This is a genomic window from Terrisphaera buseokensis (genome assembly GCF_047521145.2).
Lineage (GTDB): Bacteria > Verrucomicrobiota > Verrucomicrobiia > Opitutales > Opitutaceae > ER46.
Map to the genome: position 1 here is coordinate 6,546,833 of NZ_CM134186.1, position 22,580 is coordinate 6,569,412.

Sequence of the window (22,580 nt, forward strand, 5' to 3'; positions counted from 1 at the left end):
ACCGGGGGCGGTCGCGGTCCCAGGGCATCGCTCGTGCACCTTTTCCGTTGCCACCGCCATCCGCGTTCGGGTCACGTTGACCGAACCCCGTTCTTCTTCCCCTCGCATGAAGCCCTCCCCCGACTCCGCCTCCGTTCGCAACGCCGCGATTCTGCGCTCGCAGACGTTGATGACGCCCTCGCTGGTGCCGTCGATTTCAACGGAACTGCTGACCACCGCCGACGGCGAGCTCAACCGCGAGCTGCACCACTTTCTCTTCGATCCGCCGTCCAATCCGACCCTGCTCAAGGGCCGCACGATCGCCATCTGCTGCACCAACGGCGTCGAGGAAGTGGAGATCACCGGCTCGATCCGCTGGCTCACCGAACACGGCGCCACGGTGCATGTGGTGTCGCCGCGGATTGGGGACTTTCATCCGACGCTCGGCCTGCGTTTTCCCGCGCACTGCGCGACGCACGTGCTCGCGATCCGGCTGATGGAAAACGCCGGCTGGATCCCGATCGACCGCCATCTCGATCAGGTGTCGGTCGCCGACTACGACGCCTGCATCTTCCCCGGCGGCTGCTGGAACCCCGACGCGCTGCGCGCCGATCCGCTGGCCCGCGCGTTCGTCCGCGGCATGTGGGAAGCCGGCAAACCCACGTGCGCGATCTGCCATGGCCAGTGGGTGATGGTGAGTGCCGGCATCTTGAAGGGCAAAAAGGCCACCGCCGTCTGGAACATTCATCCCGATCTCGCGAACGCCGGTGCCACCGTGCTCGACGAACCCTGCGTGGTCGACGGCAACCTGATCACCGCACGCTTCCCCTACGATCTCCCGCGCATGATCGCCGCCTTGGTGCGCCAGCTCACCGCGTAGGTCGGAGGGCAGCAGCGTTGCCCGAATCTTCAATCGCAATCGCCCGCGCGGACAAGCGCGGCGCAGCGCGCAGGTGGTAGGATGCGCGGCATCGGCCGTAACCCCACCACCCCATGCCCCGCTTTCTTAGCCTCCTCGTCGCTCTCGGATTTTTCACCGGCGTCCTCTCCGTCTCCGCGCAGCTCGCCGTCAAAGGCCCGCTGCTGCTCGAGGAGAATTTCCAGCGTCACGCCACCTACACCAAGGAAAAGCTTCCGCTGCAGAACGGCTGGGAGGTGCGCGTCGCCCACGGCACCTGGCAGCGCACGGCCGAGGGCGTGCAAAGCACGTGGACGACCGGGCACAGCCCCGTGCTCGTGCTCGAGGGCGCATTTGGCGATGTGATCATCGAGCTCGAATTCCGTTATCGCACCGAACCCGACAAGTGGGCCGGGTGCCGCCTCTCGCCGACCAATCAGACGCTGAACCCGCGCGCCTACGCCGCTTCGCTCTGGGCCAACGTCAACTTCAAGTCCCGCGCGATTGGTCTCGTGCTGGAACACGATGAGTGGTCGCCCGGCCACATCACGCAGGTCAGCCGCAAACTGGCCGAGTGGGCGCCCGACACCTGGCATGCGTTGCGCATGGAACTCGTCGGTGACACGGCCCTCGCCAATGGCGGTGGCGTCACGGTGCACGGCACGTTCGACAAATTCGGCCTGCCGAAAACGTCGCTGTGGCTCGCCACCGGCACCAGTCCGCACGAACTGCGCCGGCTGCGGATTTACGCCGCGCGCCGCGACCCGCAGTGGAAGGTTGCACCACCGCGTCCGGCCACGCCGTCGAAGTAATCCTAGATTCCACAGGCGGAATTGAACCCCAAAGGCACAGAGGCCACGGAGAAACTGTTCGATGAAAAACGTCTGGTGAAAGGGACTAAACCCCAGGGCTAGTCCGGCGTTCATCCGTTTCGTTGTTTTTCTGCTCTGTGCTTTTGTGCCTCCGTGGTTCAACTGCGGTTTCCGGGAAAATTTGCGCTCGCGACCGTCCTTTCCCTCACGACTCCCGCGTGCGTTCGGGTCATCGCCCGAAATCACAAACGCGATCGCCCGCGCCGACAAGCGGCGGGCACGCCCGGCCTGCTAGGATACCGCGCACAGTTTACCCACCGCGGCACGTCCGTGGAACTGTCCCAACCCAAACCCCTCCCGTCCATGTTCCGTCTGCCTCGTCTGCTTTGCCGGACCGCTGCTGCGTTTGCCTTCGCCTTGTCCGCACTCGCCGCCGCCGAAACTGCCACGATCACCGGCATCGTGAGCAACGCCGCCACCGGTCGCACCCTCGAGGGCGCGCGCGTCTCCCTCCGCGGCACGGATCGCGAAACCGTCACCGACGGCCTCGGTTCCTACCGACTCGGGCCGCTGCCGGACGGGCCCGTGGTGCTGGTGATCTCCTACACCGGACTCGATGCGGTTGAGTTTCCGCTCACCGCCACCGCGGGCGCGACCCTGCGCCAGGACGCGAAGCTCACCGCATCGATCTATAAGATGGGCCAGTTCGTTGTCGCCGGCGAACGCGAGGGCAACGCCCAGGCCGTCACGCTGCAACGCCTCTCGCCCGGCGTGAAGAGCGTCGTGTCCGCCGACGCCTTCGGCGATCTCGCCGGCAATCCCGCCGACCTGCTCGTGCGCCTCCCGGGCGTCGAAGGCGAGGCGGTCGACGGCGACATCCGCTACGTCCGCATTCGCGGCATGAGCCAGAATCTCAGCTCGATCACGATCAACGGCAACCGCGCGGCCGACGCCGGTTCGGCCGGTGCGACGCGCGAGTTTCAATTCGAGCAGAACAACGCCGACGCCATCGAGCGCATGGAAGTCGTTAAGTCGCCCACGCCTGACATGGACGGCGACTCGATCGGCGGCTCGGTGAATCTCGTTTCCAAGAGCGCGTTCGACAGCTCGCCCGACCGCCGCATCCGCGCCTCGCTCGGATCGATCTGGCGTCCCTCCGATCCGCGCGAAAAGGACTGGCCCGAGCCGCGCAGCTATTCGCTCTCGTACTCCGAAGTCTTCGCCGGCCGCTTCGGCGTCGCGGTCAACGCCGGTTACCGCACGTTCGTCTCGCTGCTCGATCAATCGTCGCTCTCGCACCAGCAGCTGCCCAACGGCACCGCCGGTCCGGCGTACACCTACAGTGTCGGCTTTGAGGACGCGCGCATCGAGCGCACCCGCTGGGCGCTCAATCTCCGCCTCGACTACAAACTCAACGACCGCGTGCGGTTTTTTCTCAACGGCTCGCTGAACGCCTCCGCCGAGCACAAGACGGACTACCTCGCCACCTACGCGACGAACCAGTCCATCGCGACCGTCGGCGCCAACGGCGCGCTCACCGGCACCGGCGGCATCCTGCCGGGGTTCACCGACCGTTTCACCGCCGTGCGCGGTGTGGCCGCGAGCACCGTCACGCTGCGGCCGCAGTATCTCAACAAGATGAACGACTCGAGCAACCTCCAGCTCGGTGCCGTCCATCGCTACGAAACCGTCGACCTCGACTACGATGTCTACAAATCGTTTTCCGAAACCGACTATCCCGGCACGCGCGAGATTTCGTTCACGGCCCGCAACGTGGGCTTCACCATCACGCGCGCCGACGATCCGTTCTTCCCGTATCTCGTGCAGACCGAGGGCCCGGACGTGACGAAAATCGACAGCTACACGAGCAACGTCTACAATAACAACCAGCGCAACGGCCAGGATCGCTATCGCGGCGCGGCTGCGAGCCTCACGAAGCGTTTCACCGCGCCCGTGCCGTTCTTCGTGAAGACGGGCCTGCGGATCCGGGAACAGGATCGCATGCTGCGCAACACGTCGTGGCGCGCCAGCTACGTCGGTCCCGATGGGGTGCAGGGCGTCAATCCCGCGACCGGCCGCAACGACGACAATCTCGCGCAGTTCGGCTCCGGCTTCCCGCTCCCGCCGACGCGCCTGAAGCGGTATCCCAATCTTCCCTACGCCCAGTTTCCCGGCCAGGGCCGTCAGGGCATCGACCAAATCTTCGCGTCGTCGCCCGAGCTCTTCCGTGAGGACATCGTGCAGAACATCACCACCCGCGCCAACGGGAACCAGGACTTCAACGAGCGCATCAGTGCCGGCTACCTCATGAGCCAGGTCCAACTCGGCAAACTGTCTGTTCTGGGTGGCGTGCGCATCGAGAAGACCGAAACCGACGGCGAAGGCGCGCTCGTCACGATCACGCCCGAGGAACGCGCCCGCCGCGCCGCGTGGGTGGGAGCCGTCACCGATGCCGAGCTGCGGCGGCGCACGCTGGAGGAATACTCGCGTCGTGCCCGCAGCCGCGGCAGCTATCGCGACGTACTGCCCGGGCTGCACCTGAAGTACACGCCGACGCGCAATCTCGTCGGACGCCTCAGCTATTCGAAGAACATCGGCCGGCCCGGCATCGGTGAACTCGTGCCGCGCACGACGGTGGACGACACCGACCGCGACATCACCGCGACGAACCCCGGCCTGCTCCCGCAGATCGCAAACAACTATGATGCGTCGATCGAATACTACCTCGAGCCCGCGGGGGTCGTATCAGTTGGCGTGTTCCAGAAGGACATCAGCCGCTTCATCTATACTGCCAGCGGCGCGATAGTGGGCACCGGAGCCGACAACGGCTTCGGCGGCAACTACGCCGGCTACGAACTCATCACGAGCTACAACGGCGGCAACGCCAAGGTGAAGGGCCTCGAGTTGAACTATAACCAGCAGCTCAGCTTCCTGCGCGGGCCGTGGGCCGGGCTCGGCGTGCACGCCACGTACACGCGCATGCAGTCGTCCGGGCAGTACTCCAACGGCGGCGTGCTCACCTCGACCAACGAAGTACCCGGCTTCAACCCGTTCATCGCCAACGCCGGCATCTCCTATATCCGCGGCCGCGCCACCCTGCGGCTCCAATACAACTACACCGGCCGCTATCTCCGCGCCTACAACGCGAACGACTCCCGGCTCCAGTACAACATCCCACGCCGGACCGTCGATCTTCGCACGCGTTTCAACCTCTCGCGCCGGGCCGACCTGTACCTCGACGTCGCCAACATCTTCAACGAACCCGACTCCGGCTCCGTGTTCTTCGGCGGCCGCCCGCGTCAGATCAAACGGATGTCGCCGCTGTTCTCCTTCGGGATCAACTCGCGACTCTGAGTAATATGATCGGCATCCCGTGCCAGCCGCGACGGCTGGCCCACTTCCTCCCATTCCTGTCGTTTGCGCTCGTGACGGCCGCCGCCGTCACCCTTGCCGTGGAGCCGCCGCTCCGCACGCCCGACGATCTCGCGGTTGACCTCATCGCGCGCGAGCCGCTGGTCGCGCAACCGGTGTTTCTCAACTTCGATGAACGCGGCCGCATGTGGGTCGTACAGTACCTGCAATATCCCGAGCCGGCCGGCCTGACGATCGCCGCGCGCGACAGCATCTGGCGCGTGCGCTACGATCGGAAGAAGCCGGCACCACCCTACGACACGCCGGAGAAGGCGGCGTTTCGCGGCCGCGATCGGATCGTGATTCTCGAGGACGAAAAGGGCGACGGCTCGTTCAGCAAGGTCGCCACCTTCGTCGACGGCTTGAACCTCACCACCGCCGTCTGTCGCGATCGCGATGGCGTGTGGGTGCTCTCGCCGCCGCAGCTGCTGTGGTATCCGGATGCCAATCACGACGACGTGCCCGACGGGCCGCCCATGGTCGCGCTCGACGGCTTCGGGATCGAGGACACGCATTCGATCGCAAACTCGCTGCGCTGGGGCCCCGATGGCTGGCTTTACGGCGCGGTCGGTTCGACCGTCACGTGCGACATCGTGCGCCCCGGCCTCGATAGCGCGCCGATCGCGCACATGGTCGGACAGGGCATCTGGCGTTACGAGCCGCGCTCGCGCCGGTTCGAGGTGTTTGCCGAGGGCGGCGGAAATTCCTTCGGCTGCGAAATCGACGCCCAGGGCCGCGTGTTCTCGGGCCACAATGGCGGCGACACGCGCGGCTTTCACTACGCCCAGGGCGCCTACCTGCGGAAGGGTTTCGAGAAACACGGCGATCTCTCGAACCCGTACGCGTTCGGCTATTTTCCAGCGATGGCGCACGCCAAGGTCCCGCGCTACACCCACAACTTCATCATCTACGAGGGCGCGGCCCTGCCGCATCGCTATCGGGGCAAGTTGATCGGCATCGATCCGATGAATCACTACCTCTCGCTCACCGAGCTGCAGCCGCGCGGTGCGACGTTCCAAACGCGCGACCTCGACAAGCTGGTGCAGACCGACGACGCGCTGTTCCGCCCCGTCGACATCAAGCACGGACCAGACGGCGCGATCTACATCGCGGACTGGCGCGATTTTCAAATCAACCACTACCGCAATCACGAAGGCCAGATCACCCGCGATGACGGACGCCTTTACCGGGTGCGCGCACGCGACAGCCGGCCCGGCGTGAAGGCTTTTGATCTGCGCCGGCAGACTTCGGCCGAACTCGTCGCGCTGCTGGGTCATGAGAATCGCTGGTGGCGCGAGACAGCCCGACAGGTGCTCGGTGAACGGCGCGACTCCTCGCTCGTCGCCCCGCTCCGCGCCGAACTCACCCGCAACGTTCCGGGCCAGGCTGCACTCGAAGCGCTCTGGGCGCTGAACCTGTGCGGGGGATTCGACGAGTCGCTCGCCCGCGAGCTGTTTCGCCACGCCGATCCGTTCGTTCGCCTCTGGGCGGCGCGACTCGTCGGTGACACGCGCGCGGCCACGCCCGCCACGGCGCAGGCGCTCGTCGCGCTTGCCCGGAACGAGCCTGACATCGAGGTGCGCAGCCAGCTCGCCGCGTCCGCGAAACGGTTTCCTGCGGCCATCGGCCTGCCGATCGTGGGCGCGTTGCTGACGCACGATGCCGACGTGACGGATCCGTATGTTCCGCTCCAGCTTTGGTGGGCGATTGAAGCCCAGTGCGCGACGCATCGCGCCGACGTGCTCGCGCTTTTCACGCCGACCGCGGCCGGTTCCCTGTGGTCGCGTCCGATCGCCGCCACGCATCTCGCATCGCGCCTGATGCGTCGCTTCGCCGCGGCCGGCGGCGCGGAGGATTGGACCACGTGCACGCAGCTCCTCGCCCTTGCTCCCGATGCCAAGGCCCGGCGTGAACTCGTGCAGGGTTTCGAACAGGCGTTCGAGGGCCGCGCGCTGCCCGTGTTGCCGGCCGCACTTGTCACCGCGCTGGTAAACACCGGCCAGGCGTCGCTCGCACTCCGGTTGCGTCAGGGCGAGCCCGCTGCTGTGGCCCAAGGCCTCGTGATCATGTCCGATCCGACGGCACCGGTCGTCGACCGCGTGCGCGTGATCGCGACCTTCGGCGAAGTGCCCCAGGCCGCCGTCGGGGAAAAACTCGTTGCCCTGGTCAGCGACACCAGGAAGGAGATCGTCCGCGCCGCACTCCGGGCCGCTGCCGCCTACGATTCGCCCGCACTCACCGCGGCGTTGCTGCGCGGCTATCCGCGTTACGACACCGAGGAACGCATGGTGGCGCTGTCCGTGCTCACGAGCCGGCCGACCAGCGCGGCGGCGTTGGTGGACGCGCTCGAACGTCAGACGATCGCGGTCTCGACCGTGCCCGTCGAGATGCAGGAGAAGCTGCGCCTCGTCGCCGACCCGGCGCTCATGGCGCGGATGGAGCGCGTGTTCGGTGCCAGGCCCATGGTCACCACTGCCGCCGATGCGCAGGAGATTGCGCGGCTCGTGGCGGCCGTGCGCGTCGGCGCGGGCAACGTCTACCAGGGCCGCGCGCTTTTCCAGCAGCGCTGTGCCGCATGCCACCGACTCTTCAACGTGGGCGGCGAGATCGGTCCGGACCTGACGTCGTTCAAGCGCGATGACGTCGCCAGCCTCGCGCTCGCCATCGTCAGTCCGAACGCTGAGATCCGCGAAGGCTACGAGCCCATCGTGCTCACGAAGCGGGACGGCACCGTGCACTCCGGCTTCGTCGCCACGCAGGACACGCGCCGCGTCGTGCTCCGGGACATGGCCGGCCTCACCGTCTCAATCGAACGGACCGACGTCGCCACGCTCAAGCCGCTCGGCAGCTCGCTCATGCCCGCCGGCCTCCTGAGCGGCCTGAGCGAGGCCGAACTCCGAAACTTGTTCGCTTACCTCCGGCTCAACCAACCGCTCGTCGGCAAGGACGAGCCGTAGGCAGAGGCTGAGTTGAGAGTTGGGGGTTGAGGGTTGAGAGCGGAGCGGGAGAGTTGAAAGGTGAAGGTTGAAAGTTGAAAAATCTCGACTTCTTACGGTAGTCCCTAGGCCTCTCGCCTCTCGCCTCTCGCCTCTCGCCTCTCGCCTCTCGCCTCTCGCCTCTCGCCTCTCGCCTCTCGCCTCTCGCCTCTCGCCTCTCGCCTCTCGCCTCTCGCCTCTCGCCTCGGTCGGGAGCCGGTCGCGGAATCACTCGATGACGGGTCCGGGCGTCGGCGCCGTCACAACGGCGACCGCTGCGGGTCCGAGCCGGTCCTGCAACTGCCGCAGATAGAGACTGCGCGGTGCGACCAAAGCCGTCGGTGACTCGATGTGGCCGTCGCCGAGGATCGGCTGAGGTGGCAGCGCGAAGGTGACGCCGCCGCGCTCGCCGATCCGGCGCAGGCGTTCACCGAAGCGCGCGGCGACCTGGAGCGTCGCGGCGTCCGTCGCCCCGCTCCAACCGATCGCGTAGTTCTGCGCCGTCGGTGGCTGCATCACGAGCACGACGGCCGCCGCGCAGTTCCAAAAGACATTGTTCGCGCCGGCCCAGCCGTGGCCGCTGCCGGAATCGCCGCGGTTGATCGCCTGCAGTTCGGCGTCGCCGCGCAGCCGCACGTTGTCCCAGAGGCCGCCCGTGCCATAGCGGTGATGCGGCTCGCTCGCGCTCGAAGCCTCGTCCGCGAGGCAGTCGAGAAACGTGTTGGGGCCGGCGAGGCGGTTGCCGAGGACGAAATCGTGCCGGCCGTTGCGCGCGTAGCAGCGCAGGAAAAGGCCGAACTGGCCGTTGGCACCGAAGCAATACTTCCGCCCGCCCGTGTGCTCCGAAATCGGATCGATCATCGCGCAGTCCTGCACCGTGGTCCGCAACGCCCGCGTCTGACAGTGCACCGCGCTGTAGCCCGCGTGCACCACGGTCACGCGCGACACCCAGCCGTCGCGAATCCGGTCGAGCGATACGCCGATCCACGCGTGATCCTCGTCCTCATACTGCCGCACGGCCTGCGGGGGGGTGAGGCCGGACGCGGCCTTGAATTTCTTCCGATCGTACACCGAGACGATGCGCAGCGCCTCCACGCCCGCACGCTCGATCCGACCCGGATCACGGTAACGCACCACGGTCGCCCCGCCGAAGCGGGCCTCGAGCGCCTGAAACACCGGCGCGTCAAGCGTCATGATCGCACCGTCCATGGCGACCACCGTGCGATCCGACAGCAGATCAAACCCGCCCGGCGACCAGTTCTTCACGCCGGGCTTCTTCGTGCCCTCCGCGAGCCGGTCCATGCCGAGCGCCGCGATCCACTCGCGCGGACTCGGCCGGTGCACGAGCACGGTGTCGCCCACGTGGAAAACGCCTGCGCGCTCCACCTGCAGGAGGCGTGCACCCACGGGCACGTAGGCGTCGGTCACGCGCAGGCGCGTGGACTCGTCGCGCTCGAGGTCGCCGTCGCCGCCGACGTCGATCACGGTGTGTTTCTTCGGCAAGGTGGCGGTGATCACGGTGCCGTCGGTCCCCGGACCTTCGCCGCGGAGCACCACGCCCGAGGCGGCGATCCGCAGCGTGCCGTGCACGCGATAGGCTCCGCGCCGCAGCAGCACTGCGCCCCGCAGTCCCTGGGCATCACGCGGGAGTCGCGACACCTCGTCGATCGCCGCTTGGATCCGCGGACGATCATCGGCACCGCCGGCCTCGGGCGAGAGCGTGACTTTCACCGCCGCCACGGGCAGCGCCACGCCGCCGCCCGCAAAGCCGCAGGTGGAAAAATCCGGCAGCGTCGTTCCGTCCGGTTCCGCGCGGTAGCTGAGTTTGCCGTTGGGACCGGGTGCGACGAGCCGGCTGGCCGGGGCGTCCACCGAATCGCGCCGCGCCGCCGCATCAAGCGTCAGCCAGCGCGGAGGCGCGTCTGCGCCGCCAAGCGCGGTCGTGGCAAGCAAGACGAGGAGAAGGAAGCGAAGAGCCGGCATGGGAGAAAGAGAGGTGAGGCGGAAAACCCAGCGTAGCACCGGGACGCCTTGGGCGCTTGTCGGATCGGGCGCTCCACAGTGGGTTTCCGGGTGGGCCGGCGGCAAGGTGCTTAACGATCACGCGCGTGATGCGCTTGAATTTTTCCCCTCAACGCAAACGCTTCCGCGCACCCCGTGCCGACCAAACCCGACGAGTTCAATTCGAGCCCCAAGCGGGTGCCGATGCCCGACTGGGGGCTGGTGGTGTTCGAGGCGCGCCACGCTCCGGGATTCTTCGGCGAGATGAAGGACGCCTACGCCAAATTCCACCTGTTGATCGCCGGCCGCGCGCTGTGGGAAAGTGGCGGACGCGATTTCACGGTGGCGGCGGACACGCTCTTTCACATCGCCGCGCAGGTGCCGCACCGGCAGCGCGATCTCCCGGGCGAGCCCGTGACGCTGTACGCCATTCACTACCGGCCCGAATTGCTGCGGCCGGAACTCACGCGGGAATTGTCCGCGTCCGGCATGCTGCCGATCGATCTGCAAGGCGCGGGCAACGATCAGGCGCGGCAGATTCGCGCGCTCGTGCAGGAGATGCTGTTCGAGCAGGAAGCGCAGCGCATCGGCTGGGAGGCGCTGCTGATCGCCCGGCTCACGGACCTTGCCGTGCTGACGCTGCGCTGGACGCGCGGCGGCGATCGCGCCATCGACCGCAGCGACGAGAGCACGGCGCGCGTGGCGAGTTATGCGGCGCGCTTGAAGACGGAGTTCTACACGGCGGTCTCGCTGGACGACGCCGCGCGATCGGTCGGTCTCGGGCGGCGCCGGTTCACGGAACTGTTTCGCGCGATCACCGGCGAATCGTGGCGCCGGCACGTCCACCGCCTGCGCATGGACTACGCGGCCAAGCTGCTGGTATCGACGGAGCGATCCGTGACCGCGATCGCGTTCGAGTGCGGGTTCGAGGAGCTGTCGCATTTTCACCACAGCTTCAAGGCGACCTACGACACGACGCCGCTCGCCTATCGGATCCAGTTTCGCCCGAAACCCCACTCGTAATCACCCGGAGCAACAAGCCGGCGCACGCCCGCTTTGCTACATTAGGATCCTGTGCTCAAAACCCCGCTCCTGCACCCGGAGATCCTCCGGGCCCTCGCCAGCGCCGGCCACGGTTCGCGCGTGTTGATCGCGGACGGAAACTTCCCGTTCAGCACCGAGACGCCCGCGACCGCGACGCGGGTGTTCCTGAACTTTCGCCGCGGGCTCGTGAGCGTGCCGGATGTCCTCGAGACCCTCGCGCAAACCATTCCGATCGAATCGGCGATCGTGATGGAGACGCCCGACGGGCAGGCCGTGCCGATTCACGAGACGTACCGGAAACTGCTCCCGGCGACCGCGCCGCTAAGCGCCCGCAAGCGGCACGATTTCTACGCCGAAGCGAAAGCGGCAACGACCGCGCTGGTAATCGCGACCGGCGAGGAACGGCGGTTCGCCAACATCCTGCTCACCCTCGGCGTCGTCAGCACGCCGTTGCCGGGCCAGCCGTAGAACTGATCCGGATACGAGCATGAGACGCTTCCTTCCCTCCCTGCGCAGCGTCCCGCGTGGCGACGACGAAACAGCGCCTTCCCTCCGGTGCGCGGGCCGCGCCCTGTGGTCGGCGATCGTCGCCGTCAGCGTGACGGCGGGAGCGTGGTCGGCGGAGCCGGTTGCCGCCGGAAACACGCTGCCGGCGGACGCCACGATCTCCGGCCAGGCGCAGCCGCCGGCATCGGCCATGGCGTGGTGGTATCGCACGCCCGCGACGAAATTCTGGGAAGGCGTTCCGATCGGCACCGGGCGGTTCGGCGCGATGATTTACGGCCGCGTGCGTGACGAGGTGATCCCGTTCAACGACGAGACGCTCTGGACCGGCCAGCCGTACAATCCCAGCAACCCGAAGGGCCTGGCCTCGCTGCCCGGGATCCGCCGGCTGCTCGGCGAGGAGCACTTCGCCGAGGCCGCCACGCTCGCCGAAAACCTCCTGAGCCATCCCGTGCCGGTCGTGCAAACGTACCAGGCGATGGGCCGGCTGCACCTGAGTTTCGAAGGCCACGACGCCGTGCAGGACTACCGGCGCGAACTCGATCTCGACTCCGCCGTCGCCCGCGTGAGCTATCGCATTGGCGACGCGCGTTACACGCGGGAAGCGTTCGCAAGTTATCCGGATCAAGTGGTCGTCGTCCGGCTCACGTGCGACCGCCCGGGCCAGCTCACCCTCAACACCCGCCTCAGCAGCCTCCATCCGTCGGCGGTGAGCCGCGCGGTCGGCCCGGACGCGATTCTCATCGAGGGCGGCGTGTCGCAACCGAACCCCGAAATCCCGAGCCGGATGCGCTGGCAGGGCCGCGTGCGCGTGCAGGCGGACGGCGGCACGGTGCGGACCGTAACGGACGCGGGGAGCGCGGCCGTCCGCGTCGAAAACGCGAATGCCGTCACGATCGTACTGGCCGGCGCGACGAACTACAAAACGTGGAACGACATCAGTGCCGACCCGGATGCGCGCTGCGCCGCTTATCTCACGGCGATCGCCGGCCGGTCGTTTGCCGATCTGCGGCAGCGCCACCTCGCCGACTACCAACCGCTGTTTCGCGCGTGCCAGCTCGATCTCGGCACCACTGCGGCCGCGCAGGAGGACACCACCACCCGGCTGGATCGGCTGCGCCAGGGCGGAACGGATCCGCAGTTCACGTCCCAGTATTTCCAGTACGGCCGCTACCTGCTGCTCGCCGACTCACGACCGGGCACGATGGCGTTCAACAATCACAACATCTGGCTCGACGACCTCGAGGGTCGCTGGCGCGGGCGCTGGACGCTTAACATCAACATCCAGGAATGCTACTGGCCGGCGGAGAACGCGAATCTGCCGGCGACGGTGGAGTCGCTCGTGACGTTCATCGAGGCGCTCGCCGCCAGCGGCGCACGCACCGCGAAGGAAGTGTACGGCGCCCGCGGCTGGTGCGCGCACCACGGCACCGATGTCTGGATGAACACCGCGATGACCGACCGCGTGTTTCACGGCATGGCACCGACGATGGGCGTGTGGCTGGTGCAGTCGCTGTGGGAACACTATCGCTACCATCCGGACCCCGCCTTTCTTCGGCGGATCTATCCACTCATGAAAGGCGCGGCGGAATTCGGCCTCGATCTGCTGGTGGAGGAGCCGGCGAACAAGTGGCTCGTGACGTCGCCCTCGGGTTCGCCCGAAAACGGATTCGCGCTGGTCAACGGTCGCGCGCTGCTGCACGACGGCACGCCGGCGCCCAAGACCGCCGTCCGCAACTCGATCTCCGCCGGCGCCGCGATGGACACGCAGTTGCTCCGCGATGTCTTCAGCCAGTGTATCGAGGCGGCCACCACGCTGGGCGTGGACGAGGCCTTGCGCGCCGAATGCGCCGCCGCGCTGCCGCGACTCGCGCCGCATCAGGTGCGCAACGACGGCACGCTCATGGAGTGGTTGAAGCCATACAAGGAGTTCGATCCGAAGCACCGCCACGTGTCGCATCTCTACGCGGCGTATCCAAGCAACCAGATCACCCGGCGCGGCACACCGGCTCTCGCCGAGGCGGTGAAAAAAGTGCTCGCCGTGAAAGGCGACAACCACGGCTGGTCGGCCGCGTGGAAGATCAACCTGTGGGCACGGCTCGGCGACGCCGAGGCGGCGCATCGCATCGCGCGCATGATGGAGACCGACATCAGCATTCATCCACAAAAAGAGGACAGCGATCGCGTCCCATCGATGGAAGGCAACCAAGGCATCCAGGCGTACACCGCGGGCGTCGTGGAAATGTTGATGCAGTCCCACGCCGGCGAGATCGAGCTTCTGCCCGCGCTGCCGCAAGCGTGGCCCACCGGATCGATCCGCGGCATCCGCGCCCGCGGCGGCGTGTCCATCGATCTCGCGTGGCGCGACGGCCGGCTGGCATCGGCGCAGTTGAAGACAAATTTCGCCGGCCCGCAGCGGCTGCGCACGCCTGGGCCGGTGGACATCACGGCCAACGGCCAGCGCGTCGCCTCACGGCGGATCGACGCCGGATGCGTGGAGTTCGCCACCGCCGCCGGCGGCACGTATGCGATCACACCGGCCCGGCCCTGATCGCGCCGAATCGCGTCCATGAGTGCTTCGTTGCCGCCTCTCCCCACCCGCCGGTGCGGCTCGTCCGATCTCGTGCTGCCCATCCTAGGCATGGGCTGCTGGTCGTTCGGCGGCGGTGACTACTGGGGCGCGCAGAGCCAAAGCGAAGTGGACGCCGTCGTCCGTCACGCCGTGGAGCACGGCTGCAATTTCTTCGACACCGCCGAGGCCTACAACGGCGGTGCCAGCGAACAGGCGCTCGGCGCGGCGCTGCGGGGCATTCCGCGCGACCAGGTGATCGTGTGCACGAAGATCAGCCCGAGCCACACGGCACCCGCCACGCTGGTACAGCACTGCGAGGCCAGCCTGCGCCGGCTGCAGACCGACCACATCGATCTCTACATGGTGCACTGGCCGATCACCGCGCACTCGATCCGGCATTTCACCGCGGACGCGACGTCCGTGCCGTCCGTGCCCGATGCGTTTGCGACCCTGATGCAGCTGCAACGCGCCGGGAAAATCCGCCACATCGGCGTGAGCAATTTCGGCCGCGCGCAACTCACCGAGGCGCTTGCGACGGGAGCCGCCATTGTCGTCAACGAACTGCCGTACAGCCTGCTCACGCGCGCAATCGAGCGCGACATCCTGCCATTCTGCCGCGAGCGCGGCGTCGGCGTGCTCGGCTACATGGCGCTGCTGCAGGGCGTGTTGTCAGACCGTTACGCGCAGCTCGCCGACCTGCCGGAGTGGCGGCGACGGACGCGACACTTTGACAGCCGCGCCACGCCGCTCTCGCGTCACGGCCTGCCCGGCGTCGAAGTTGAAACGGCGACTGCGCTCGCCGCGATTCGCGCGGTCGCCCGGCGTGAAGGAATGACGACCGCGGACCTCGCGTTGAAGTGGGCGTGTGCCGGTAACGGCATCACGAGTTCATTGTGCGGCTCGCGCAACGTCGCGGCGCTGGAAGACAATCTGAAGGCGGCGGCGGAACCGCTGGCGGTAAACGTAATCGCAGAGCTGAACGCGCTCACGCAACCGCTGCTCGACGCCCTCGGGCCGAGTTTCGACTACTACGAAAACCCCGCCAACGATCGCACGCGATGACCCCCTCTCCTGCGCCGGCACCTGAACCCACGGCCCCGTCGGGGTTGCGCTGGGTGATGATCGGCTTCGCATTCTTCGCGACGCTCATCAACTACCTTGACCGGCAGGTGCTGTCGGTCGTGGTGACGTCGCCGGACTTCAAGGCCGCTGTGCCGCTGACGGAGGAAACGTATGGCTACGTGACATCGGCCTTCATGCTGGCGTACGCGGTGATGAACGGCCTCTCGGGCCCGTTCATCGATCGGGTCGGCACGCGCGTCGGTTACGCCGCCTGCATGTTATGGTGGTCGGTCGCCGGCATTCTCCACGTGTTCGCGCGCGGGGCGTTTTCGCTGGGGCTGTTTCGTTTTCTCCTTGGCGCCGGGGAGGCGGGCAACTGGCCGGCGGCGGCGAAGCTCGTCGGCGAATGGTTTCCGCCGAAAGAGCGGGCGCTGGCGTCGGGCATCTTCAACAGCGGCGCGGCGATCGGCGCCGTGATTTCCACCCCGGTGATCGCGTGGCTCGTCCTGCAATGGGGCTGGCAACCGGCGTTCGTGATCATGGGCGGGCTCGGCCTGGTGTGGATCGCGGGCTGGTGGTGGACGTACTCCGTGCCGAAGGCGGGCGCGGGCGAAGTCGCGCCTGCGCCGGTGCCCGTGCGCGATTTGGTGCGCACGCGGTTCGTCATCATGTTCACGATCTCGAAGGTGTTCATGGATCCGGTCTGGTACTTCTTCGTCTTTTGGTTTCCGAAGTATCTCAGCGAGGTGCACCACTTCAGCCTGAAGGAGATCGGCTGGAAGGGCTGGATTCCCTATTTCACGGCGGCGATCGGCAATCTTGCGGGCGGCGTGCTGACCGCGCAGCTGATCCGACGCGGGGTGGCGGTGCCGGCGGCGCGGAAGATCAGCACGGTGGCGTTTGCAGCGCTGATGCTGTGCACCATTCCGGCGATTCTCACCGATCGCGCGTGGCTCGCCATCGCGCTCATCTCGCTGACGACGTTCGGCTATACCGGATACACGGCCAACACGCTCGCGTTTCCCGCGGATGTGTTTCCCAAGAACGCCGTGGCGTCCGTGTGGGGCCTCGCGAGCATGGGCTCGGGCTTCGGCGGCATGCTGTTCATGGCGCTCTCCGGCTGGCTGATCGCACGCCACGGCTACACGCCGGTGTTCATCGGCTACGGCCTCATGCCGGTGATCGCGGCGCTGCTCATTCTCTTCGGCATTGGTGCGCTGCGCCGCGATCCACGGTTCGCAGTCAACGACCGGCGCGGGCCAGCTGCGTAGCCCTCATGGCGGCGGAGGGTTCCGGGCCCGGCCACGCCGGGTCCGCCCTTCGTTCACCGCTCCACTCGCACGCAGGCCATCGCGGTTTCGTAAACATCCACGTGGCACGGCGGCGTAAGTGGCAGGGCCCGGGTGGCCTCCTCGAGGATCCACGCGCCCACATTTTCCGCCGTGGTGAAGCACGGCAGGACGTCGTTCAGGTTGCGGTGGTCCAGCCGCGCGATGATGGGCTTCAACGCCGCGCTGATCTCCGCGTAGTCGACCACGAAGCCGCGCGCATCGAGCGGGCCGGTTACGAACACCTCCACGATATACGAGTGTCCGTGGACATTCCGGCACTTGTGGCCCTCCGGGAGATGCGGCAGGGAATGGGCAGCTTCGAAGGTGAATCGCTTGGAGACCGTGAATTTCACAGGGACCACTCTGCCGGCGCCACCGCGCCTGCAAAGCGCATTTCGCGCGGATTGTCCGCACTAGGGATCCAACCCGGCGCTTGAATCCGCGTTTCGAGCGGCCGTACAAGCACCCGCGAAGATGGATGAACCCAGGGAGTGATCCAAGCTGCCGGGCTGCAACGTGCAACAGCCTGACCCCTTAGGGTCGGATGCAGCCCGACGGGGAGGCGGGGACGTGACCCGATTACGCCAAGGCTTCGGCGAGGCATCCTTCGCGGCGCAGCCGCAAAGGATGGTGCCCGGGAGCGGACTCGAACCGCTACACCTTACGGCACAGGCTTCTGAGACCTGCGTGTCTACCAATTCCACCACCCGGGCAAACGGGAAGGGGCCTAGTACGCCCGCGCCAAAGGCCACGGCAAGCAGAAATGGCGCGCCTCTCAAATCGGCGCGCGCACGACCTTCCAGGGTCCTCGGTGAACCCGATGCAAGACGATGTCCGCCAACCGCCACAAAGGCATTGAGCCGCACCCCGCCGCGACTCACTTTCGCCGGACCTCCGCGGCGCGGCCTTCCCGCTCACCGCGCCTTCGTTTTATCCACGCCTCGCTTTCCCGCCCATGCACGATTTCCGCCTGTCCCTCCCTGTCCTCGTGGCGCTGCTGGCGCCGGCCAGCCTCGCTGCCGCCACGCCGAACGCGTCGCCCGCGGCGTTGCGCGACGCCCTGACCTTTCACGCCGCGTTTGACGGCACGGCGGACGCCACCCTCGCCCGCGGCGATCGGCAGGTCTACACTGCGGCGGAGCGGACCAAGCGCGAGGCAGCCGCGCCGGGTCTGCCGGCCGAGGCGCGGATCGCGCGCGGCGAAGGTCGTTTCGGCGACGCGCTGGAATTTCGCGGGAAGACAAAGGCCCAGGTTTTCTACCACGGCGGCGCCAACCTCGGCTACAAGCCGGCGAACTGGAGCGGCAGTGTTTCATTCTGGATGCGGCTGGATCCCGAGAAGGACCTCGAGCCCGGTTACTGCGACCCGTTTCAGTTCGTCGCGCAGGCGTGGAACGAGGGCAATCTCTTCGTCGAGTTCAGCAAGGATCACACGCCGCGCCATTTTCGCTTCGGCATCATGGCGGTGACGAAATACTGGAATCCGCAGAACCGGAAGTACGAGGAGATGCCCGACGCGGAACGCCCAATCGCGCCGGTGCACCAACATCCGTTCCGCCGGGATCGCTGGACGCATGTGCTCGTGACCTTCGCCAACATCAACTCCGGCACGACCGACGGCCGCGGCACGCTTTATCTCGACGGCAAGCGGCAGGCGGCGATGAGCGGCTGGAACCACACGTTCAACTGGGACGTGACCAAGAGCGCGCTGACGCTCGGCTTGAACTACACCGGCTTCCTCGACGACTTCGCGATTTTCGATCGCGAACTCACGGCCGACGAAGTCACGACGGTCTTCACCCTGCCCCGCGGCGTCAGCGGACTCCACGCCACGCCGTGAGGCTGGCTTTTCGCCGGCGACTCGGGCGTCGCGCGCCAGAGCCGGCAACCCGCTCTTCATGACTCACCCCGCCCCGCCGGCTACGTCGACCTCCGCGCCCTCTTCCTTCCGCCGGGTCGTGGTGTCCAGCATGCTGGGCACCGCGATCGAATGGTATGATTTCTTTCTCTACGGCACGGCTGCGGCGCTCGTGTTCAATCAGCTCTTTTTCCCCACGCTCGATGCGGCGACCGGCACCCTGGCGGCGTTTGCGAGTTACGCGGTGGGCTTCTTTGCGCGACCGCTCGGCGGAATCATCTTCGGACACTTCGGCGATCGCATCGGCCGGAAATCGATGCTCGTGACCACGCTCGTGATGATGGGCGTGGCGACGTTTCTCGTCGGACTGCTGCCCACGTACGATCAAATCGGCCTCTGGGCGCCGGCGCTGCTGGTCACGTTGCGCATCGTGCAGGGCCTCGCCGTCGGCGGCGAATGGGGCGGCGCGGTGCTCATGGTCGCCGAGCACTCCGACGCGAAGCGGCGCGGTTTCTTCGTCAGCTGGGTCCAGGTCGGCGTGCCGGTCGGGCTGCTGATGGCGACGGGCGTATTCAAACTCTTCACGCTGCTACCGGAGAAAGACTTTCTTTCGTGGGGCTGGCGCGTCCCGTTCCTCCTCGGGATCGTGCTGACCGGCCTCGGATTCTTCATCCGGATGCGCGTGCTCGAAAGCCCGGTGTTTGAACTCGCGCGCACCGCCAAGCCTGCGCCGCGACTGCCGATCATCGAAGTCCTGCGGGAGCACAAACGCAGCGTTCTGCTCTCGATGGGTGCGCGGCTCGCGGAGAACGCGTTCTTCTACATTTTCACGGTCTGGATCCTCAGCTACGCAACGCAGCGTCTCGGGATGACGCGGAGCACGCTGCTCAACGGCGTGCTCCTCGGGTCGGCCGTCCAGCTCGTCGCGATCCCGTATTTCGGCGCGCTCTCCGACCGCGTCGGCCGGAAACCCGTCTACCTTGTCGGCACGTTCTTCCTCGTGGCGCTGACGTTTCCGTTCTTCTGGCTCGTGGAAACGCGCGAGCCGACGCTGGTCTGGCTGGCGATTGTAGCGGGCATGATTGGACACGCCGCGCTCTACGGTCCGCAGGCGGCGTTCTTTTCCGAGCTGTTCGGCACGCGCACGCGTTACACCGGCGCCTCGCTCGGTTATCAACTCGCAGCTCCGTTTGCCGGCGGACTCGCGCCGCTCATTGCGTCGGCGTTGCTGGGCTGGGCCGACGGCGCGACGTGGCCGATCGGCATTTATCTCGGCGGCATGGGCGTGATCACGATCGTCAGCGTGCTGCTGGCCGCGGAGACCAATCGCACCGACCTGCGCGCGGAACAGGCCCCGGCCGTTCCGTGATTCCCCGCTGGCGGACTTGGTCCGGCGCTGCCCTCCTTCACCTATGTTCAAAGGCAAGACCGCCCTGGTTACCGGCTCGACGAGCGGCATTGGCCAGTCCGTCGCCCACGCGTTCGCCCGCGCAGGCGCAAATGTCATGCTCCACGGCCTCGGGCGCGCCGAGGATCTCGCGCGCCAGCGGAGCGCGTTGATCGCCGAGACGGGCGTTCGCGTGGAGAGTCACGACGCCGATCTGCGCCAGCCAGCCGAGGCGGCGCGCCTTGTGGCCGACACGGAGCGGGGCTTCGGGTCCGTGGATTTTCTCGTCAACAACGCCGGCATCCAGTTCGTGGCCGCGGTCGACGCGTTTCCGCCGGCGGAGTGGGACGCCATTCAAAACGTCGTCCTCAACGCCAGCTTTCACGCCATTCGCGCCGCCGTGCCAGGCATGAAACGCCGCGGCTGGGGCCGCATCGTCAACGTGGCCTCGGCGCACGGGCTCGTGGCGTCACCGTTCAAGAGCGCCTACGTCGCCGCGAAACACGGCCTGGTCGGACTCACGAAAAGCGTCGCACTCGAACTCGCCGAGACCGCGATCACGTGCAACGCAGTGTGTCCCGGCTACGTGCGGACGCCACTCGTCGAGGGCCAGATCGAAAGCCAGGCCGCGATCCATGGCCTGCCGCGCGATCAGGTGATCCGCGACGTGATTCTGGCCGCGCAACCGAGCAAGCGTTTCGTTGAACCCGAGGAAGTGGCCGCGCTGGTGCTGTTTCTCTGCGGCGAGCAGGCGCGATCCATCACAGGTGCCGCGATTCCGATCGATGGCGGGTGGACGGCCCGCTGAGGCGAACCGCGCGTAGGCAGGCGGACGGTGCCGCGATTTCCCGAAGCCCGGGGTCATCGCGAGGAAATGGAGGTTAAGCGCCTGGAGTTTCGTGCCGAAGTGAAGGTTTGAGATGAGCATCCAGGAAGAAATCCAAGCCGCGATTGACGCCCATGGCCGGTGGAAGCGCGAGCTGCACTCGGCCATCGAGACCGGCAGGTCGGAGTTCGCGGTGGAGAATGTGTGCCAGGACGATCGGTGCACCTTTGGCAAATGGCTCTACGCGCAGGATGAGGCGATGGCCTCCGCGCCTCGTTTCAAATGCATTCGCTCGACGCATGCAGACTTTCATCTCGAGGCGGCTCGGATTCTCGGACTCGCACTCGAAGGCCGGAAGGAAGAAGCGAAAAAGGCATTCTCCTACGGATCCAAATTCACCGGGATCTCAAACAAGCTCACCGCCGAAATGACGGCGTGGAAGCGCGAGGCCGCGCACCTGAGCGTCGGCTGAGCGGCCGGGTGGCTGGCAGTTTCTCCGCGAGCTCGGGGCAGTCCTCGGTCAAGCGCGGCGAGGCGGAGAAGCTCGGGGCGGGTGGTGACGGTGTCCGCCACGCAGCGCGCTAAAATTGATTTCCCTCGTCCTGTGCCCGACCTCACACTGGGCGGCTCCATGAAAAAAGACGCCATTCTCTCGAAGATCAAAACCGAGAAGGTCATCGCTCTCATTCGCGCGGATTCGCCGGATGGTCTGCTCGATTGCGCCAAGGCGCTCGCCGCCGGCGGGCTCACGAGCATCGAGCTCACGATGACGACCCCGGGCGCCATTCGCATGCTGGAGAAGGCGACGTCGGAGCTGCCCGATTTTCTTTTCGGCCTCGGCACCGTGCTCGACGCCGAGACCGCCCGCGCCGGCATTCTCGCGGGCGCGAAGTTCATCGTCACGCCGGCGCTCCGGCCGGACGTCATCACGCTCTGCAAACGCTACAGCATTCCGGTCTTCAGCGGCGCGTTCACCCCGACGGAGATCATCAATGCGTGGGAATGCGGTGCCGACGCGGCGAAGATTTTCCCCGCGGAATTTTTCGGTCCCGGCTACATCAAATCGGTCAAGGCGCCGCTGCCCCACGTCGAGATGGTGCCGACCGGCGGCGTGAACGAAAACAACGTCGGCGACTTCCTGAAGGCGGGCGCGTTCGCCACCGCCGCCGGCAGCTCGCTGGTGGACGCGAAGGCGTTCAAGGAAAAGAACTGGGCGGCGATCACGGCTAAGGCGAAGGCGTTTGTCGCGGCGGTCGCGGCGGCCAAGTAACGCGCCGGCGGTTTCTCGCGATGGCCCGACCGCCGGCGAGCGTCGTGTTTGTGGCGCGCACGCACTGGCTCGTCGGCCTCGCGATCGTCGGCTCGGCGGTGCTGCTGCATCTGCTGCTCCGCAGCGTGCCGTACGTCACGATTGGCAACGACGGCTACCTGATCACCGGCGGCCTGGCGGCCATGTACCTGCTCGCCGGCACCCTGGTCTGGTACGGCGCACCGTTCGGTCGCCTGCTCAGCCGCGTGTGCAGCCTGCTTTATCTGCCGCGTCCGCAATTCGGCTCGGCCGTCTGGGAATCGATGAACTCAGCGGAATTTCAGGCCCACTTCGATCGAACGCCGACGCCTGGACCGATCGACCCGACGACGAAGGGCTGATCGAGTCGATCCGACCAATCAAGGTGGCCCACGGAACACACGGAATACACGGAAGAATCTCAGATTTCCGTGGGTTCCGTGGGCCAAAGGTTTGATGGCCTTGGATGCAGACTCATACCAATCGCTCCTTGCTTTTGGACTTCCGGATCGATCGTGGCTACGAGCGCCAGCGAGTGGCCGAACGGCCACTCGCTGGCGCTCGTAGCCACGGCTAAAGTCCAAAGGCAAAGAGCGGCTGGTATCAGCTGAGTGGATTTCGTTCTCTGCTCT

Annotated in this window: 17 protein-coding genes and 1 tRNA gene; 15 read left to right on the top strand and 3 right to left on the bottom strand. The window is 66.7% G+C overall.

Annotated elements, in window-relative coordinates:
- Positions 1 to 106 precede the first annotated feature (106 nt).
- The 4 genes from ACLJEU_RS24665 (at position 107) to ACLJEU_RS24680 (ending at position 8,057) form a co-directional block, all read left to right on the top strand.
- Positions 107 to 859: a DJ-1/PfpI family protein gene (locus ACLJEU_RS24665; RefSeq protein ID WP_414661344.1), complete on the top strand. Its 753-nt coding sequence runs from the start codon at positions 107 to 109 to the stop codon at positions 857 to 859.
- Between the two features lie 113 nt (positions 860 to 972).
- Complete coding sequence (locus ACLJEU_RS24670; protein WP_414661343.1) at positions 973 to 1,689, top strand: hypothetical protein; 717 nt, start codon at positions 973 to 975, stop codon at positions 1,687 to 1,689.
- Between the two features lie 363 nt (positions 1,690 to 2,052).
- Positions 2,053 to 5,043 carry a TonB-dependent receptor gene (locus ACLJEU_RS24675; RefSeq protein ID WP_414661342.1) on the top strand — a complete coding sequence of 997 codons (2,991 nt, stop codon included), beginning with the start codon at positions 2,053 to 2,055 and terminating at the stop codon, positions 5,041 to 5,043.
- A gap of 5 nt (positions 5,044 to 5,048) precedes the next feature.
- Positions 5,049 to 8,057, top strand: coding sequence for a PVC-type heme-binding CxxCH protein (locus tag ACLJEU_RS24680; protein ID WP_414661341.1), 3,009 nt, complete (start codon positions 5,049 to 5,051; stop codon positions 8,055 to 8,057).
- A 246-nt stretch (positions 8,058 to 8,303) separates the two neighbouring features.
- Here the strand turns inward: ACLJEU_RS24680 and ACLJEU_RS24685 are convergent, their stop codons facing one another.
- Positions 8,304 to 10,058 (bottom strand): pectate lyase family protein, encoded by a 1,755-nt coding sequence (locus tag ACLJEU_RS24685; protein ID WP_414661340.1) that lies wholly within the window; start codon positions 10,056 to 10,058, stop codon positions 8,304 to 8,306.
- Positions 10,059 to 10,232: 174 nt separating this feature from the next.
- Between ACLJEU_RS24685 and ACLJEU_RS24690 the strand changes: the two genes are divergently transcribed.
- The 5 genes from ACLJEU_RS24690 to ACLJEU_RS24710 are packed head-to-tail and all read left to right on the top strand — an operon-like array spanning position 10,233 to position 16,529.
- Entirely contained in the window at positions 10,233 to 11,099 is an 867-nt protein-coding gene (locus ACLJEU_RS24690; protein WP_414661339.1) for a helix-turn-helix transcriptional regulator, read from the top strand.
- Between the two features lie 51 nt (positions 11,100 to 11,150).
- A complete protein-coding gene (locus tag ACLJEU_RS24695) occupies positions 11,151 to 11,588 on the top strand; it encodes an RbsD/FucU family protein (protein WP_414661338.1) in 438 nt (145 codons plus the stop codon).
- A 19-nt stretch (positions 11,589 to 11,607) separates the two neighbouring features.
- The gene (locus ACLJEU_RS24700; RefSeq protein ID WP_414661337.1) at positions 11,608 to 14,175 is read left to right on the top strand and encodes a glycoside hydrolase family 95 protein; all 2,568 of its coding nucleotides are present in this window, start codon (positions 11,608 to 11,610) and stop codon (positions 14,173 to 14,175) included.
- Positions 14,176 to 14,205: 30 nt separating this feature from the next.
- Positions 14,206 to 15,258 carry an aldo/keto reductase gene (locus ACLJEU_RS24705; protein ID WP_457795314.1) on the top strand — a complete coding sequence of 351 codons (1,053 nt, stop codon included), beginning with the start codon at positions 14,206 to 14,208 and terminating at the stop codon, positions 15,256 to 15,258.
- The gene (locus ACLJEU_RS24710) at positions 15,255 to 16,529 is read left to right on the top strand and encodes an MFS transporter (protein ID WP_414661335.1); all 1,275 of its coding nucleotides are present in this window, start codon (positions 15,255 to 15,257) and stop codon (positions 16,527 to 16,529) included. The genes ACLJEU_RS24705 and ACLJEU_RS24710 overlap by 4 nt, the downstream gene beginning before the upstream one ends.
- Positions 16,530 to 16,582: 53 nt before the next feature.
- Here ACLJEU_RS24710 and queD read toward each other — a convergent pair whose 3' ends face one another.
- Both queD and ACLJEU_RS24720 read right to left on the bottom strand, forming a co-directional pair.
- Positions 16,583 to 16,942 carry a 6-carboxytetrahydropterin synthase QueD gene (gene queD, locus ACLJEU_RS24715; RefSeq protein WP_414661334.1) on the bottom strand — a complete coding sequence of 120 codons (360 nt, stop codon included), beginning with the start codon at positions 16,940 to 16,942 and terminating at the stop codon, positions 16,583 to 16,585.
- A gap of 275 nt (positions 16,943 to 17,217) precedes the next feature.
- Positions 17,218 to 17,302 (bottom strand) — tRNA-Leu (locus ACLJEU_RS24720).
- 242 nt (positions 17,303 to 17,544) lie between these two features.
- Between ACLJEU_RS24720 and ACLJEU_RS24725 the strand changes: the two genes are divergently transcribed.
- From ACLJEU_RS24725 to ACLJEU_RS24750, 6 genes are all read left to right on the top strand, one after another.
- Positions 17,545 to 18,429 (top strand): LamG-like jellyroll fold domain-containing protein, encoded by an 885-nt coding sequence (locus ACLJEU_RS24725; RefSeq protein ID WP_414661333.1) that lies wholly within the window; start codon positions 17,545 to 17,547, stop codon positions 18,427 to 18,429.
- 58 nt (positions 18,430 to 18,487) lie between these two features.
- The gene (locus ACLJEU_RS24730; RefSeq protein ID WP_414661332.1) at positions 18,488 to 19,816 is read left to right on the top strand and encodes an MFS transporter; all 1,329 of its coding nucleotides are present in this window, start codon (positions 18,488 to 18,490) and stop codon (positions 19,814 to 19,816) included.
- 43 nt (positions 19,817 to 19,859) lie between these two features.
- Complete coding sequence (locus tag ACLJEU_RS24735; protein ID WP_414661331.1) at positions 19,860 to 20,642, top strand: 3-hydroxybutyrate dehydrogenase; 783 nt, start codon at positions 19,860 to 19,862, stop codon at positions 20,640 to 20,642.
- Between the two features lie 112 nt (positions 20,643 to 20,754).
- Complete coding sequence (locus ACLJEU_RS24740; protein WP_414661330.1) at positions 20,755 to 21,132, top strand: CZB domain-containing protein; 378 nt, start codon at positions 20,755 to 20,757, stop codon at positions 21,130 to 21,132.
- A 159-nt stretch (positions 21,133 to 21,291) separates the two neighbouring features.
- On the top strand, positions 21,292 to 21,930 hold the full coding sequence (locus ACLJEU_RS24745; protein WP_414661329.1) for a bifunctional 4-hydroxy-2-oxoglutarate aldolase/2-dehydro-3-deoxy-phosphogluconate aldolase: 639 nt from the start codon (positions 21,292 to 21,294) through the stop codon (positions 21,928 to 21,930).
- A 20-nt stretch (positions 21,931 to 21,950) separates the two neighbouring features.
- The gene (locus tag ACLJEU_RS24750; RefSeq protein ID WP_414661328.1) at positions 21,951 to 22,310 is read left to right on the top strand and encodes a hypothetical protein; all 360 of its coding nucleotides are present in this window, start codon (positions 21,951 to 21,953) and stop codon (positions 22,308 to 22,310) included.
- Positions 22,311 to 22,580: the final 270 nt, after the last annotated feature.

Bases quoted from the DNA above. Each gene is read 5' to 3' on its own strand.
- ACLJEU_RS24665 (WP_414661344.1), top strand. From the start codon at position 107: ATGAAGCCCTCCCCCGACTCCGCCTCCGTTCGCAACGCCGCGATTCTG.
- ACLJEU_RS24670 (WP_414661343.1), top strand. From the start codon at position 973: ATGCCCCGCTTTCTTAGCCTCCTCGTCGCTCTCGGATTTTTCACCGGC.
- ACLJEU_RS24675 (WP_414661342.1), top strand. From the start codon at position 2,053: ATGTTCCGTCTGCCTCGTCTGCTTTGCCGGACCGCTGCTGCGTTTGCC.
- ACLJEU_RS24680 (WP_414661341.1), top strand. From the start codon at position 5,049: ATGATCGGCATCCCGTGCCAGCCGCGACGGCTGGCCCACTTCCTCCCA.
- ACLJEU_RS24685 (WP_414661340.1), bottom strand. From the start codon at position 10,058: ATGCCGGCTCTTCGCTTCCTTCTCCTCGTCTTGCTTGCCACGACCGCG.
- ACLJEU_RS24700 (WP_414661337.1), top strand. From the start codon at position 11,608: ATGAGACGCTTCCTTCCCTCCCTGCGCAGCGTCCCGCGTGGCGACGAC.
- ACLJEU_RS24710 (WP_414661335.1), top strand. From the start codon at position 15,255: ATGACCCCCTCTCCTGCGCCGGCACCTGAACCCACGGCCCCGTCGGGG.
- ACLJEU_RS24725 (WP_414661333.1), top strand. From the start codon at position 17,545: ATGCACGATTTCCGCCTGTCCCTCCCTGTCCTCGTGGCGCTGCTGGCG.
- ACLJEU_RS24730 (WP_414661332.1), top strand. From the start codon at position 18,488: ATGACTCACCCCGCCCCGCCGGCTACGTCGACCTCCGCGCCCTCTTCC.
- ACLJEU_RS24735 (WP_414661331.1), top strand. From the start codon at position 19,860: ATGTTCAAAGGCAAGACCGCCCTGGTTACCGGCTCGACGAGCGGCATT.
- ACLJEU_RS24740 (WP_414661330.1), top strand. From the start codon at position 20,755: ATGAGCATCCAGGAAGAAATCCAAGCCGCGATTGACGCCCATGGCCGG.
- ACLJEU_RS24745 (WP_414661329.1), top strand. From the start codon at position 21,292: ATGAAAAAAGACGCCATTCTCTCGAAGATCAAAACCGAGAAGGTCATC.
- ACLJEU_RS24750 (WP_414661328.1), top strand. From the start codon at position 21,951: ATGGCCCGACCGCCGGCGAGCGTCGTGTTTGTGGCGCGCACGCACTGG.